This window comes from Pseudomonas sp. NCIMB 10586, assembly GCF_023127895.1.
GTDB classification, from domain to species: Bacteria; Pseudomonadota; Gammaproteobacteria; order Pseudomonadales; family Pseudomonadaceae; genus Aquipseudomonas; species Aquipseudomonas synxantha_A.
In genome coordinates, this window is the sequence record NZ_SPKQ01000042.1 from 344,204 (window position 1) to 358,075 (window position 13,872).

Consider the following 13,872-nt stretch of genomic DNA (forward strand, 5'->3'; position numbering starts at 1 on the left):
GAATATCAGGCGACGGGGGCCGGTGGTGGCTCGTCAGGCAGGGTAGGCTCACCTGGTTCGGTGGGCTGTGGGTAATCGGGCTCTGGTTGGCCGGGGGGAATGCCGCCCGCGTGAGCGGGGTTAGCCATCAGGGACCAGGCCAGAACACCAATCTGGTTGGGTTCAAGCCGGGCGAGTTCTGCGCTGATTCGCGGGTCGATCTTCATAAGGTACTCCTCAAGCGTGGCCCGACGCGTTTTGCACGCGCCGAGGCAGTACACCTGAATAGAGTCACTTTGTGCAGACTAATTCCCTTTAACCGTAGGAGCTTTCGATCAAGCGCGTGGGAGAGTGACGCCACGTTGGCCCTGGTACTTGCCGGCGCGGTCTTTGTAGGACACTTCACAAGCCTCGTCGGACTGCAGGAACAGCATCTGTGCCACGCCCTCATTGGCATAGATCTTTGCCGGCAAGGTGGTGGTGTTGGAGAACTCCAGGGTCACATGACCTTCCCACTCCGGCTCAAGCGGGGTGACGTTGACGATAATGCCGCAACGAGCGTAAGTGCTTTTACCCAGGCAGATGGTCAATACGTCGCGGGGAATGCGGAAGAATTCCACGGTACGCGCCAGGGCGAAGGAGTTGGGCGGGATGATGCACACGTCGCTCTTGACGTCGACGAAGCTTTTTTCATCGAAGTTCTTCGGATCGACAATCGCCGAATTGATGTTGGTGAACACCTTGAATTCATCGGCGCAACGCACGTCATAGCCATAGCTGGAGACCCCGTACGAAATCACCCGCTCATCACCTTCGCCACGAATCTGGCGCTCGACGAACGGCTCGATCATGCCGTGTTCCTGCGCCATGCGGCGAATCCACTTGTCCGATTTGATGCTCATGGCGGTGTCCTGAATAGCGAGGTGGAAAAATCTGTGGGCCATCTTACCGGGGCCAGCCTTGGGGTTCAAAGGCCGCAAGGGTTTTCTTGATCAAAGCCCTGCCCGCTATAAGCCTCAGCCAACGCGGCCGGGGCCGGGATTGCCGTCAGGGATGGCTGTAAATACCACCGCCAGTCACGAAAATAGAGAAACCTTCGGAAATACCATTGGCACGTTCCGGAAAAAGGGTTAAGGTGGCGCCACTGTGCTGCTTGTGTCACTGAGAATCTCTACACGATATGTTGAATTTCGATCCAACCATCTCCAAGAATTTTTCCTGCTCTTTGCACTCAGTCTCGGCCAGGGCTTTTCCTGAGTCGCAGTTAACTTTGTCCAAGGAGTTACACCATGTCTAATCGCCAAACTGGTACCGTTAAGTGGTTCAACGATGAAAAAGGCTTCGGCTTCATCACTCCACAATCCGGTGACGACCTGTTCGTTCACTTCAAAGCTATCCAATCCGACGGCTTCAAAAGCCTGAAAGAAGGCCAACAGGTTTCTTTCATCGCTACCCGCGGTCAGAAAGGCATGCAAGCTGAAGAAGTTCAAGTTATCTAACTTGTACTGACTCAGTCGAAAAACCCCGCCCTTAAAAGCGGGGTTTTTTTATGCCTGGATTTTGAGAGAGGCCTGAACAAAAGCCGGGCATAAAAAATGTGGGAGGGGGGGCGTACCCCCTCCCACATCCAAGCTTTCAAGCGGCGTCGCTTACTGGAACAACGACTCACTCGACAAGCCATTCTTCTCAAGGATCTCACGCAAGCGCTTGAGGCCCTCCACCTGGATCTGCCGCACCCGCTCACGGGTCAGGCCAATCTCCAGGCCTACATCTTCCAGGGTGCTGCTCTCGTGACCACGCAGGCCGAAGCGGCGAATCACCACCTCACGCTGCTTGTCCGTAAGCTCTGACAGCCACTGGTCAATACTTTGGGAAAGATCATCGTCCTGCAACAGCTCGCAGGGATCGGTCGGGCGATCATCCGTCAGGGTGTCCAGCAGGGTTTTATCCGAATCCGGCCCCAGCGAGACATCGACCGACGATACACGCTCGTTAAGGCCCAGCATGCGCTTGACCTCCCCTACCGGTTTTTCCAGCAGGTTGGCGATCTCTTCAGGCGAAGGTTCATGATCGAGTTTTTGCGTCAGCTCACGCGCCGCCCGCAGGTAGACGTTGAGCTCCTTGACCACATGGATCGGCAGCCGGATCGTGCGGGTCTGATTCATGATCGCCCGTTCGATGGTCTGGCGAATCCACCAGGTGGCATACGTCGAGAAGCGGAAGCCCCGCTCGGGGTCGAACTTCTCCACCGCCCGAATCAAGCCCAGGTTGCCCTCTTCGATCAAGTCCAGCAGCGACAGCCCACGATTGACGTAGCGTCGGGCGATTTTCACCACCAGGCGCAGATTGCTTTCAATCATGCGTTTGCGCCCAGCCGGATCGCCCTTCTGCGACAAGCGCGCAAAATGGACTTCTTCTTCGGGAGTGAGCAGAGGGGAAAAGCCGATTTCATTGAGGTACAACTGAGTCGCATCGAGCGCCCGAGTGTAGTCAATGTACTTGTGTTGCTTTAACGCGGAGGCGTTCCTGGATTTGGTACGAACTGAAGGTGGTGCCGCTCCTTCATTATCTGACATCGGATCCGTATCGATGCCGGCCTCCATAAGGAGAACCTCATCGTCGATGTCAAACTCCGGCGCTTCTTTACTGAGAGCCATTGTTATAGTCCTTTGGTGAGTTCGACCTCAAGCTCAAGCGACGCCTTTATCCTTGGCAACGCTGGAGCCTGTTCCTTCTACGTGAGGGAACAGGCTGTGCAACACATCAACGACGGGGCAGGAATTGCAGCGGATCTACAGGCTTCCCTTGGCGGCGAATCTCAAAGTGCAGTTTCACCCGGTCTGTGCCCGTTGAACCCATTTCGGCAATTGTCTGTCCGACTTTGACCTGCTGCCCCTCCCGAACCAACAGCCTGCGGTTATGACCGTAGGCACTGACGTAGGTATCGCTGTGTTTGATGATGACCAGCTCGCCGTAGCCTCGTAGACCACTCCCGGCGTACACCACCGTCCCATCAGACGCAGCTAAAACAGGCTGTCCCAAATCCCCGGCGATATCAATGCCTTTATTCAAACTACCGTTTGAAGAGAATTTTCCAATCAGTACGCCATTTGAAGGCCATCCCCAGCCGGTCGGCGCCGGCCCTGCAGGTGGCAACGGCGCGGGTGCGGGCTTGCTTGCAACGCTAGGCGAAGCACTGCCTGCAGGCCGGGTGATGACGGTGGTTTTGCTCGAAGACGATGGCGAAGATCCCGACTTTGTCACAACTGCCGTAGCCGCCGAACCTGTGCGGCCATCGAAACGAATGGTCTGCCCTGGATGAATGGTGTAGGGCACGGGAATGTTGTTACGAGCGGCCAGCGCCTTGTAGTCCCAGCCATAACGGAAGGCAATGGAGAACAGTGTGTCGCCTTTGCGCACCACATACTGGCCCGTGGTCACCGTGGGCCGCTGCGGTGCTGCGTTGGTGCGGTCAACGACACGCGCACCGCCCGATGGCGTGCTCGAGCAGGCGGCCAATAAGGAACTCAAGACAAGGCCAAGCACCAGTCGCTGAAAGCTTGTTTTACTCATTCGCTGCGCAGGACCTGTGAGACTCACCCGCCGCTCCCTTTGTGGTGGCTGAACGTTAACGCCTGGATCAGGCTTGAAATATGACGCAAGTATAACTGGGCATTGGCTTTTTACTGGCACCCGACTGAAACGAAAAATTCATCTTGTTCAATTGCGGCTGCCAAGCCTGTTGATTCAATAGACCCCGGCGTAAGACACATCCTCGCCAGCAGAATTCACTGCCAGGGAATAAATGCTCAGGCCAAGGGGCCATTCAACAGCGGCACGAAGCGCACCGCGCCCAGCACGTGCCGGGAAAAACCTTCTTCCTCGCGGATAATAAGCATCAACTGTTGCACTTCGCCGGAGCCCACCGGGATGACCAGCCGCCCGCCCGGCGCCAACTGATCCAACAGAGCTTGAGGCACATCGGTGGCCACGGCGGTGACAATAATGCCGTTGTACGGCGCCAGCGCCGGCCAGCCTTCCCAGCCATCGCCCCAGCGAAACACCACGTTGCGCAGGTTCAGTTCTACCAGGCGCTCCTTGGCACGGTCCTGCAGCACCTTGATGCGCTCTACCGAAAACACTCGCTCTACCAACTGTGACAGCACAGCTGTCTGGTAACCGGAGCCGGTGCCGATCTCCAGCACCTTGTCCAGGGGCCCGGCCGCCAGCAACAGCTCGCTCATGCGCGCAACCATGTAGGGCTGGGAGATGGTCTGGTTGTGGCCGATAGGCAACGCCGTGTCTTCATAGGCGCGGTGCGCCAGGGCCTCATCGACAAACAGGTGCCGCGGCGTACGCCGAATCACTTCCAGCACCTGGGCGTTGGACAAGCCTTCTTCGTACAGACGCTGGATCAACCGCTCCCGGGTGCGCTGGGAAGTCATCCCGATGCCACGGCGCAACAAGTCGTCTTGTTCACGAGCCATCAACGCAGTCCCTCCAGCCAGCCATCGAGGCCACTGAAGGCATCACTGAAGGTGCGATCCAATTGCAACGGGGTAATTGACACATAGCCTTGCATCACCGCATGAAAATCCGTGCCTTCCCCGCCATCCTCGGCATCACCGGCCGCGGCGATCCAATAGCCTTCCTTGCCACGCGGGTCGACCACCTTCAGGGGCGCCGCCGCTCGCGCGCGATGGCCCAGGCGCGTCAGCTGGATACCGCGGATACGGTCGAGGGGCAGATTGGGAATATTCACGTTGAGTACCGTACGCGGCGGCAGGTCCAGAGACTCATGGGCCTGCACCAGCTTGCGCGCGAAATACGCCGCGGTCGCCAGGTTATCCAGTTGCCGCGAAGCAAAGGAAAAGGCGAACGCGGTGCGCCCCAGGAAGCGCCCTTCAAGGGCCGCCGCCACGGTGCCGGAATACAGCACGTCATCACCCAGGTTGGCGCCCAGGTTGATTCCCGACACCACCAGGTCCGGCTCATGCTCCAGCAAACTGTTGATTGCCAGGTGCACGCAGTCGGTGGGGGTGCCGTTTACGCTGATAAAGCCATTGGCCAGAACCTGCGGGTGCAGCGGACGGTCGAGCGTCAGCGAACTGCTGGCGCCGCTCTTGTCCTGGTCGGGGGCAACCACCACGCACTCGGCGTAATCCTGCAGCGCAGCATAGAGCGCGGCAAGACCGGGTGCGGTGGCACCGTCATCGTTTGATATCAGAATACGCATGGGCTGTCCGTCTGCCCCACCGGCACCAGATCAACAAGCTCGCGCACCAAGACAGTGGCGAAGCATCCGGCCGGCAGGACGAATTCCAATTGCAGAATGTCAGGCCCGGGATAATGCCACGTCAACCCGCCAATGGGCAGTCGCAGAATGCGACGTTCCTGGCTCATTCCTGCATTCACCAGCCAATCACGTAGGTCGGATTCGCTGGCAGCGACAGATTGTTCCAGATCATGCGTAAGACCTTTCGCCGGCGAGTCGCCTTCGCCCCATTGTGGGCCAGTCGGGTGCAAGTCCAGGATCGCCAGGCGCGGGTCGCTGCATTCAGCCTCCCCGGCAGGGAAAAAGCTGCGACTGTCGGTAAAGGCCAGCAGGTCACCCACCTGGGCGCGCTGCCAGGAACCGTCGGCGACACGCGCTGCCAGCACTTTGTTGAACAAGTAGCTACGAGCGGTGGACAGCAACCGCGAACGCACGTTGCGTTGCTCCGGCAGGGCCTTGCGAGCAGCCCATTCACGGGCATCCACCACGTTGCCACCGTTGTGGCCAAAGCGCTGGGCGCCGAAATAATTGGGAATGCCATGCCGGGCAATCAACTGCAAACGCGCGTCGATGGCGGCGGTATCGCCGGCCAGTTGGGTCAGACGCAAGGTAAAGCCGTTGGCCGAATGCGCACCACGTTGCAACTTGCGCTTGTGGCGGGTGGTTTTCAGGATCTTGAGGGTGTCGTTTTCCGCACCGCTCAGGTCCGGGTCGGCCTTGCCGGGCAACTGTACGCTGAACCATTGGCGGGTCAGGGCCTGACGGTCCTTGAGCCCGGCATAGCTGACGGTGCGCAGCGGCACACCGGCGGCCTTGGCGATACGCCGTGCGGCCTCTTCAGTATTCAAGCCGCGCTTTTCCACCCACAGCCACAGGTGCTCACCGTCACCAGTCAACGGAATGTCCAGCACCTCATCAACCTGGAAGTCTTCTGCCGTCGCCTTCAGCACCGCGCTGCCCAAGGCCTCGCCGTAGGCCCGCGGGCCCAGCAGTTGCAAATCGTTCATGCGCGCAGCAACAAGGCAACGGAGTGCACGGCGATGCCCTCTTCACGACCGGTAAATCCGAGCTTTTCGGTGGTGGTGGCTTTCACGTTGACTTGATCCAGTTCAATTTGCAGGTCTGCGGCAATCAGCGCACGCATCGCTTCGATATGGGGGGCCATCTTGGGCGCCTGGGCCACGATGGTGTTGTCGACGTTGCCGACCTTCCAGCCCTTGGCATGGATCAACCCGACCACATGGCGCAGCAACACACGACTGTCCGCACCTTTGAAGGTCGGATCGGTGTCCGGAAAGTGCTTGCCGATATCGCCCAATGCCGCCGCGCCGAGCAAGGCATCGCTCAAGGCATGCAAGACAACGTCGCCGTCGGAATGAGCCAGCAACCCATGGTGGTGTGCGATGCGCACGCCGCCCAAGGTGATGAAATCGCCCTCAGCGAAACGGTGCACATCGTAGCCGTGGCCAATACGCATAAAAAAACGCCCCGATTTTATTCAGGGCGTGATTCTACCTACTTTTGCCTCACATTAACCGAGCAAAGCACGACCATGATGGCGCAAATGGTCTTCGATGAAGCTGGCGATGAAAAAGTAGCTGTGGTCGTAGCCAGGTTGCAGGCGCAGTTCCAACGGATGGTTGGCCGCCTTGGCCGCTTGCTGCAGGGCCTCGGGCTTGAGCTGAACCGCAAGGAAATCGTCACGATCGCCCTGGTCCACCAGTAGCGGCAGTTTTTCCGAGGCTTCGCTGATCAGCACGCAGGCATCCCATTCACGCCACTTGGAACGCTCTTCGCCCAGGTAACGGGAAAAAGCTTTCTGGCCCCAGGGGCAGTCCATCGGATTGTTGATTGGCGAAAACGCCGACACCGATTGGTAGCGTCCCGGGTTACGCAGCGCGCATACCAATGCGCCATGTCCGCCCATGGAGTGACCGCTGATGCCGCGTTTAGCCGACGCAGGGAAATGCGCCTCCACCAAGGCCGGCAACTCCTGCACTACGTAGTCATGCATCCGATAGTGCTGGGCCCAGGGCTCCTGCGTGGCGTTCAGATAGAAACCAGCGCCGAGGCCGAAGTCCCAGGCGTTGTCCGGATCGTCCGGCACACCGGGGCCGCGCGGGCTGGTGTCCGGTGCGACGATAATCAAACCCAGCTCGGCGGCCATGCGCTGGGCGCCAGCCTTCTGCATGAAGTTCTCATCGGTGCAGGTCAAGCCGGACAGCCAGTACAGTACCGGCAACTTACCGCCCTGCTCTGCTTGCGGCGGCAGATAGACGGCGAAGGTCATGTCGCAACCGAGCACATCGGAATGATGCTTGTAGCGTTTATGCCAGCCGCCGAAGCTCTTCTGGCATGACAGGTTTTCCAGACTCATGGCCGACCTCAGAAGTGAATGACGGTACGAATGCTCTTGCCTTCATGCATCAGGTCAAACGCTTTGTTGATATCTTCAAGGCCCATGGTGTGGGTGATGAAGGTGTCCAGCGGGATCTCACCGGTCTGGGCCATTTCCACGTAGCTTGGCAGCTCTGTGCGCCCACGCACGCCACCGAATGCCGAACCGCGCCAGACGCGCCCGGTGACCAGTTGGAACGGACGCGTAGCGATTTCCTGGCCGGCACCGGCCACGCCGATGATCACCGACTCGCCCCAGCCTTTATGGCAGCACTCAAGCGCCGCACGCATCAGTTGCACATTGCCGATGCACTCGAAGGAAAAGTCCACGCCGCCGTCGGTCAAATCGACAATCACGTCCTGGATTGGGCGGTCGTAATCTTTCGGGTTAATGCAGTCGGTAGCCCCCAGTTGCTTGGCGATTTCGAACTTGGCCGGGTTGATGTCGATGGCAATGATGCGACCGGCCTTGGCCTTGACCGCGCCGATCACGGCCGACAGGCCAATACCGCCCAGCCCGAAGATAGCCACGGTGTCCCCCGGTTTGACCTTGGCGGTGTTGAGCACCGCGCCGATGCCTGTGGTGACGCCGCAACCAAGCAGGCAGACTTTTTCCAGCGGAGCTTCCTTAGGAATCTTGGCCACGGAGATTTCCGGCAACACGGTGTACTCGGAGAACGTCGACGTGCCCATGTAGTGGAAGATCGGCTGGCCCTTGTAGGAAAAGCGCGTAGTGCCATCCGGCATCAGGCCTTTGCCTTGGGTAGAACGGATGGCCTGGCACAGGTTGGTCTTGCCCGACAGGCAGAATTTGCACTTGCCACATTCCGGGGTGTACAGCGGGATCACATGATCGCCGACAGCGACTGAAGTTACGCCCTCGCCGATGGCTTCGACCACTGCGCCGCCTTCGTGACCCAGGATCGACGGAAAAATGCCTTCCGGGTCCGCACCCGACAACGTATAGGCATCGGTGTGGCACACGCCGGAGGCAACCACCCGCAACAGCACCTCGCCAGCCTTGGGCATGGCGACGTCCACTTCCACGATCTCAAGGGGCTTCTTGGCTTCGAAGGCTACGGCGGCGCGGGACTTGATCATCCGGGTTTCTCCAGGGGGTTAAAAATTGATTGCAGCAGTGTAAAACATGGCTGCCTGATTAATAATCCAGGCGAAAGCAAAACTTTATTGCTGTACAGGGATAATGACCATGCTGGAAAACCGCTGGGAAGGCATCGACGAATTCGTCGCAGTGGCCGAGTGCAGCCAATTCACGGCGGCGGCAGAGCGCCTGGGAGTATCGTCGTCCCATATAAGCCGCCAGGTGGCACGCCTGGAGGAGCGGTTGCAAACGCGCCTGTTGTATCGCAGTACACGCAAGGTGACGCTGACCGAAGCGGGTCAGACGTTTCTGCAACATTGCCAGCGTTTGCAGGATGGTCGCGAAGAAGCCCTGCGGGCAGTAGGCGACCTCACCAGCGAACCCAAGGGCATGTTGCGCATGACCTGCGCAGTCGCCTATGGCGAGCGCTTTATCGTGCCACTGGTGACCCGGTTCATGGCGCTCTATCCGCAACTGCGGGTGGATATCGAACTGAGCAACCGTCAATTGGATCTGGTGCACGAGGGCCTGGATTTGGCCATCCGCCTGGGTCGCCTGCAAGACTCGCGCATGGTCGCCAGCCGCCTGGCACCGCGACGCATGTACCTGTGCGCCTCCCCTTCCTACCTGGAACGGTATGGTCGGCCCCATAGCTTGTCGGAATTGAGTCGGCATAACTGCCTGATCGGCAGCTCGGATATCTGGCAACTGGCCCAGGACGGGCGGGAATTTTCCCAAAGGGTTCAGGGAAACTGGCGCTGTAACAGTGGGCAGGCGGTGCTGGATGCGGCGCTGCAAGGTGTAGGGCTGTGTCAGTTGCCGGATTATTACGTGCTGGAGCATTTGCACAGTGGTGCGCTGGTGTCATTGCTGGAGGCGCATCAGCCACCGAATACGGCGGTGTGGGCGCTGTACCCGCAGCAGCGGCATTTGTCGCCGAAGGTCAGGAAGCTGGTGGACTTTCTCAAAGAAGGCTTGGGTGACAATTCGGTCTATCGAACATAAACAGCTACCGTTCGTGCATTGCCTGGACACCGGTTAATAACCGCTTTCATTAGAAAACCAGGCAAGCCCATGACGTCCAACACTCGGCAACTCCAGCATATCAATCATTTTGTCCGAAAGGTTCTGGCCGACTTTCCGGTGCCCAGCGCAATCGCAGCCCAATTGCTTTGCGAGCATCTACAACCATTCACTCAGGAACAACTGGACCCGGATACTACGTTCCTGACCACTCTGGAATACAACCTCGACAATCCCAATGCACCCTACACTGCAGTGATCGTCCAATCCATGAGCCTGACCGAGGCCATGATCTGCAATGCGCCCCATGCCCCTGGCGGCATGATCAACAACACGGGCTTTTCCACTATCGCGCCGTACTTCAATATCGTCGATGAACTGCCGCGCCTGATGGATAACCGCATACCGCAAATGTTCAACGAAGAGTTCATCACTTCCGGCTGGATCCCGCCCAGACGGTATGAGGCGCTTTACCGGCAAAGCGAACCTCAGGCCTACGACCCGACCACCCAACTGGAGATCGCGCCAGCCGTTCTCAGAAAGGTGATTGACTCAAGCAACTTTGAACAAACCTATGACAAGGCCATCACCCAATTCTGGGGGGAGCATCGGGACAATTACACCACCCTGATGCGCATTGCCTTCGCCAAGGCTTACCTCAATCAGTACGAAGAATTCACGCTCACCGAAGCAGAACGGCAACTGGCCGCACGAGCGGCAGGTATCGGCGTCGACAGGGACGCCAGCAACCTGACCCTTGAAGATTTTCAGGCGCCCTACTCACCGGATAAAAACTTATCCGTGCGCGTGCTGCGCATTCATCAGTTCGACGCCACCGACATTCTTACGATTACCGACACCCAGAGCCAGATCACCCTGCTGTACGTCCCCGGCAACTCCTCCCCCATCCATGGTTTCAACAGCCCAACGGACATGCGCAATGCGCTGGTAAAAGTGGCCAAGGACCCGACCCAGCGCAAAGCGCTGACCAACCACTTTGAACCCGACTCGATTGACTCCGGCCTGATCTACTGTGGTGTCGAGGAAGCATTGATCGGTATGGCGATGTACCCGGAATCTTCCAGCCCCGCCGGTTTTTTCAATAGCTTGTTGCGCAACGGTTATTGGGACCCCGAGCAATACATTAATAACCCAATGTATCCGGCGCTCAGAAGCAACCCATTTGCGTTTATCGCACGACAGATCCGCAGTCGGATTGCAAAATTGGCAGCCAAAACCGTTGTCTCGCCCTTGGACACATTCAAAGCCGACACCCTCGACGCCTTGGATAAAGCCTGCCTGCTGGCGATCCCCGTGGCGCTGACCATGGGCACCGCGTTGCTGGCGGAGTTTTGTTTCATTACCTCAGGTTTGACTGGCATGGCGATCGGCGCCGATGACGTGCTCAAGGACAAACCCCACGCCGTTGAGCGCATGGTGTTCGGCGCCCTGAACGCGCTCCCGGTGGTTATCCACGGCATCAGCAAAGGCGCGAGCAGTCTCGAGGCGTTACGCCCCGTGCTTGGCCCGGCTACGCGGGCAGAGGAGGGCCAGATCAACGTCAAGGTGATCACTCAGGCCTCCGCCCAAACCGAGACTCGCCCCCTGGTCGCTGCAACATCTCCCAGCGGCCTGCAGACCGTCAAGATTCAGGGCGAGACCTTCCTGACCTACAAAAGCCCGAATGACTGGGGTTCTTTTGAGCTGTTCGTGAATAATCCAGAAGCCCCCGAGAAGACTCAAGCCACGGGTCTCTACGCTATTCAGAGCTCCGACCTGCAATGGCGACGTGCCGGATTGACCGGAGGGGGGGCATTTCGCAATGCCTGGCAACGGGTTTACAAACTGTTCGATAGCACCCAGCAGTTGAGTTTCTTCAGCGCCTACCAGATGCCAGCGCCCGTGCGCGAGACCGTCGTGCAGATGCTCACCGACACCAGCTCATTTTCGGAAGATTTCGAACCCTTCGGAATGGATGCACAGTCGATCAGCAACGCCCGGAGACTGTTCTTTGAGAAAAGGAGCCAATTAAACCAGGATTCGGCGATCTTCTTTCACCACCTGCCCTACTCGCCCCTGCAGCCGGTCCTCCCCCGCTTGAGCTTGAACGAATCACAGCAAAGCATTATCGAGAAACTGCTACGTGCCAGTGACGGCCTCGTGATCGGCGAAAGCCACAGCGCCGAATCGAGCAAAGCCTTTCTGATCGACAACATGCAGATACTCGCCAGCCAAGGTGTCAAACGCATCTACTTCGAACATCTGCTGACGGATGTGCATATTCCGATGCTGAAGGCTTTTTACCGGTCGAAGAACGCCCCTATGGCCGAGGCGCTGACAAACTTCCTGAACGGGATCTACCCATTGCCCCGAAACCACTATTACTCATTCACAAACGTCGTGACCAAAGCCCGAGAGGCCGGAATCAAGATCCAGCCGATCGACTGCACCGTGAGCTACATACTTCGCGATATGCGCGACAGTGCGGGAACCCTGCGCCAGCGGATGATGAACTATTACGCTACCGAGGTGATTCAGTGGATCCAGACCTCCAAGCGCCAACCCGGTAAATGGGTCGCACTGGTGGGCGATACCCATACCAATACGTTCAAGGACATCCCTGGGCTGGCCGAACTCACCGGCAGCATCGGCCTGCGGATAGAAGATAGGATGGGCACCCACCCGTTGGGCATCGAAGTCGATCCGGGGCGCACCGCCAGCCTGGGCCTGAACAAAGGGGAAGGCACGGTCAAAGCCAACCTGGTCTTGCGCGTTGATCCTGCCGCGTTGCAGCACTCAATGGAATCACAGCCCGGCCCTTCGCACAGTCGAGTGGTGAAGTCGGCCCAGGCACTGCTGACACGGCCAGGCCAATTCATGCTCACCGAGGCCACCCACATTGACTATCGGTCCCGACGCGGGGACCTGCGCAGTTTCAGGATCAACAGCCAGGAAGGCCGGAACTCCATCAACGTGGTCGGCTGGCCTATTGATGAGAAGCCATTCGACAACATTGAGGCATTGGTGAGCGAGCTGAAAACCCTGCCCGGGTTGGAGCAAGTCTACGGCTGAGGGTCAGGACGCCTGATAAGCCCGGCGCTGACGCAGCCATTCAAGGTCTTCGGGGCGGGTGACCTTGATATTGTCCGCACGCCCTTCGACCAGCCGCGGCGCCTGGCCGGACCATTCCATGGCCGACGCTTCGTCGGTGATCACGGCGTCCGCCACCAGGCTGTCGGCCAAGGCGCGGTGCAAGGCCCCCAGGCGGAACATCTGCGGCGTATAAGCCTGCCAGATCAGGCTGCGGTCAACGGTTTCCACCACGCGGCCATGCTTGTCGACGCGCTTGAGCGTGTCGCGAGCCGGCACCGCCAGCAGACCGCCCACCGGGTCATCCGCCAGTTCAGCCAAGAGTTTGTCGAGGTCATCACGGCTCAAGTTAGGCCGCGCCGCGTCATGCACCAGCACCCAGTCATCATCACTGGCACCCAGGGCATTAAGGTGCAGCAGTGCATTAAGCACCGAGCCCGAGCGTTCCGAGCCACCGTCCGCACGCTGGATGCGCGGGTCTGTGGCGCACGCCAGGGTGGGCCAATAAGGATCATCAACAGCAAGACTGACCACCAGGCCCTTGAGCGAGGGGTGGTCGAGAAAACAGCCGAGGCTGTGTTCGAGAATAGTGCGCCCGCCCAATTGCAGGTATTGCTTGGGACGGTCCGCGGCCATACGGGCACCGACGCCCGCGGCAGGAATCACGGCCCAGAAGGCCGGTAGATCGTTATTCATTGGGCCAACTGGTAGAGGGTCTCGCCCTCCTTGACCATGCCCAACTCATGACGAGCCCGCTCTTCAACGGTCTCCGTACCTTTTTTCAGCTCAAGCACTTCGGCGTCCAGGACACGGTTGCGCTCCAGCAGGCGTTCGTTTTCGGCACGCTGGTCGGCAATTTGCTGGGTCAGCTCTTCCACCTGCGCAAAGCTGCCATTACCGACCCATAGGCGGTACTGCAGGCCAGCCAGCAACAAGAGCAAGACGAGGAACAACCAATTGGGACTGCGCATCGAAATCCGGATATCCAGTGAAAAAAGACAGTCAT

General features: G+C 58.7%; 15 protein-coding genes. 3 read left to right on the forward strand and 12 right to left on the reverse strand.

Translation table 11 applies throughout. The features are described from left to right. Positions 1-5: 5 nt before the first annotated feature. Together E4P01_RS16915 and dcd are read right to left on the reverse strand one after the other, a co-directional pair. Positions 6-206 carry a hypothetical protein gene (locus tag E4P01_RS16915; RefSeq protein WP_032877358.1) on the reverse strand — a complete coding sequence of 67 codons (201 nt, stop codon included), beginning with the start codon at positions 204-206 and terminating at the stop codon, positions 6-8. Between the two features lie 108 nt (positions 207-314). After that, positions 315-881, reverse strand: coding sequence for a dCTP deaminase (gene dcd, locus E4P01_RS16920; protein ID WP_003189215.1), 567 nt, complete (start codon positions 879-881; stop codon positions 315-317). A 387-nt stretch (positions 882-1,268) separates the two neighbouring features. On the opposite strand from dcd, the gene E4P01_RS16925 reads away from it, so the two are divergent. Beyond that, the gene (locus E4P01_RS16925; protein WP_002554837.1) at positions 1,269-1,478 is read left to right on the forward strand and encodes a cold-shock protein; all 210 of its coding nucleotides are present in this window, start codon (positions 1,269-1,271) and stop codon (positions 1,476-1,478) included. Positions 1,479-1,628: 150 nt separating this feature from the next. On the opposite strand, the gene rpoS is transcribed toward E4P01_RS16925, so the two are convergent. The 8 genes from rpoS to E4P01_RS16965 all read right to left on the reverse strand — a co-directional run bounded on the left by rpoS (position 1,629) and on the right by E4P01_RS16965 (position 8,752). Continuing rightward, complete coding sequence (gene rpoS / locus E4P01_RS16930; protein WP_032877359.1) at positions 1,629-2,636, reverse strand: RNA polymerase sigma factor RpoS; 1,008 nt, start codon at positions 2,634-2,636, stop codon at positions 1,629-1,631. 106 nt (positions 2,637-2,742) lie between these two features. Next, on the reverse strand, positions 2,743-3,579 hold the full coding sequence (locus E4P01_RS16935; RefSeq protein WP_032877360.1) for a peptidoglycan DD-metalloendopeptidase family protein: 837 nt from the start codon (positions 3,577-3,579) through the stop codon (positions 2,743-2,745). A gap of 209 nt (positions 3,580-3,788) precedes the next feature. After that, entirely contained in the window at positions 3,789-4,424 is a 636-nt protein-coding gene (locus tag E4P01_RS16940) for a protein-L-isoaspartate(D-aspartate) O-methyltransferase (RefSeq protein WP_010176736.1), read from the reverse strand. Between the two features lie 41 nt (positions 4,425-4,465). Next, positions 4,466-5,215 (reverse strand): 5'/3'-nucleotidase SurE, encoded by a 750-nt coding sequence (gene surE / locus E4P01_RS16945; protein ID WP_005785760.1) that lies wholly within the window; start codon positions 5,213-5,215, stop codon positions 4,466-4,468. Continuing rightward, a complete protein-coding gene (gene truD / locus E4P01_RS16950; protein WP_032877362.1) occupies positions 5,203-6,261 on the reverse strand; it encodes a tRNA pseudouridine(13) synthase TruD in 1,059 nt (352 codons plus the stop codon). Before truD ends, surE begins: the two co-directional genes overlap by 13 nt. Continuing rightward, a complete protein-coding gene (gene ispF, locus E4P01_RS16955) occupies positions 6,258-6,731 on the reverse strand; it encodes a 2-C-methyl-D-erythritol 2,4-cyclodiphosphate synthase (protein ID WP_032877363.1) in 474 nt (157 codons plus the stop codon). Before ispF ends, truD begins: the two co-directional genes overlap by 4 nt. Positions 6,732-6,785: 54 nt before the next feature. After that, on the reverse strand, positions 6,786-7,631 hold the full coding sequence (gene fghA, locus E4P01_RS16960; RefSeq protein ID WP_032877364.1) for an S-formylglutathione hydrolase: 846 nt from the start codon (positions 7,629-7,631) through the stop codon (positions 6,786-6,788). A gap of 8 nt (positions 7,632-7,639) precedes the next feature. After that, complete coding sequence (locus E4P01_RS16965; protein WP_005785751.1) at positions 7,640-8,752, reverse strand: S-(hydroxymethyl)glutathione dehydrogenase/class III alcohol dehydrogenase; 1,113 nt, start codon at positions 8,750-8,752, stop codon at positions 7,640-7,642. A 109-nt stretch (positions 8,753-8,861) separates the two neighbouring features. On the opposite strand from E4P01_RS16965, the gene E4P01_RS16970 reads away from it, so the two are divergent. Next, on the forward strand, positions 8,862-9,758 hold the full coding sequence (locus E4P01_RS16970; protein WP_005785749.1) for a LysR substrate-binding domain-containing protein: 897 nt from the start codon (positions 8,862-8,864) through the stop codon (positions 9,756-9,758). 69 nt (positions 9,759-9,827) lie between these two features. After that, positions 9,828-12,848, forward strand: coding sequence for a membrane-targeted effector domain-containing toxin (locus E4P01_RS16975; protein WP_216090836.1), 3,021 nt, complete (start codon positions 9,828-9,830; stop codon positions 12,846-12,848). A 3-nt stretch (positions 12,849-12,851) separates the two neighbouring features. Here E4P01_RS16975 and ispD read toward each other — a convergent pair whose 3' ends face one another. Continuing rightward, positions 12,852-13,562, reverse strand: coding sequence for a 2-C-methyl-D-erythritol 4-phosphate cytidylyltransferase (gene ispD, locus E4P01_RS16980; protein ID WP_005785745.1), 711 nt, complete (start codon positions 13,560-13,562; stop codon positions 12,852-12,854). Then, entirely contained in the window at positions 13,559-13,837 is a 279-nt protein-coding gene (gene ftsB / locus E4P01_RS16985; protein ID WP_003189195.1) for a cell division protein FtsB, read from the reverse strand. Before ftsB ends, ispD begins: the two co-directional genes overlap by 4 nt. Between the last annotated feature and the right edge of the window lie 35 nt (positions 13,838-13,872).

Coding starts and splice junctions, on each gene's coding strand:
- E4P01_RS16915 (WP_032877358.1), bottom strand. CDS start 206: ATGAAGATCGACCCGCGAATCAGCGCAGAACTCGCCCGGCTTGAACCC.
- dcd (WP_003189215.1), bottom strand. CDS start 881: ATGAGCATCAAATCGGACAAGTGGATTCGCCGCATGGCGCAGGAACAC.
- E4P01_RS16925 (WP_002554837.1), top strand. CDS start 1,269: ATGTCTAATCGCCAAACTGGTACCGTTAAGTGGTTCAACGATGAAAAA.
- rpoS (WP_032877359.1), bottom strand. CDS start 2,636: ATGGCTCTCAGTAAAGAAGCGCCGGAGTTTGACATCGACGATGAGGTT.
- E4P01_RS16940 (WP_010176736.1), bottom strand. CDS start 4,424: ATGACTTCCCAGCGCACCCGGGAGCGGTTGATCCAGCGTCTGTACGAA.
- surE (WP_005785760.1), bottom strand. CDS start 5,215: ATGCGTATTCTGATATCAAACGATGACGGTGCCACCGCACCCGGTCTT.
- truD (WP_032877362.1), bottom strand. CDS start 6,261: ATGAACGATTTGCAACTGCTGGGCCCGCGGGCCTACGGCGAGGCCTTG.
- ispF (WP_032877363.1), bottom strand. CDS start 6,731: ATGCGTATTGGCCACGGCTACGATGTGCACCGTTTCGCTGAGGGCGAT.
- fghA (WP_032877364.1), bottom strand. CDS start 7,631: ATGAGTCTGGAAAACCTGTCATGCCAGAAGAGCTTCGGCGGCTGGCAT.
- E4P01_RS16965 (WP_005785751.1), bottom strand. CDS start 8,752: ATGATCAAGTCCCGCGCCGCCGTAGCCTTCGAAGCCAAGAAGCCCCTT.
- E4P01_RS16970 (WP_005785749.1), top strand. CDS start 8,862: ATGCTGGAAAACCGCTGGGAAGGCATCGACGAATTCGTCGCAGTGGCC.
- E4P01_RS16975 (WP_216090836.1), top strand. CDS start 9,828: ATGACGTCCAACACTCGGCAACTCCAGCATATCAATCATTTTGTCCGA.
- ispD (WP_005785745.1), bottom strand. CDS start 13,562: ATGAATAACGATCTACCGGCCTTCTGGGCCGTGATTCCTGCCGCGGGC.
- ftsB (WP_003189195.1), bottom strand. CDS start 13,837: ATGCGCAGTCCCAATTGGTTGTTCCTCGTCTTGCTCTTGTTGCTGGCT.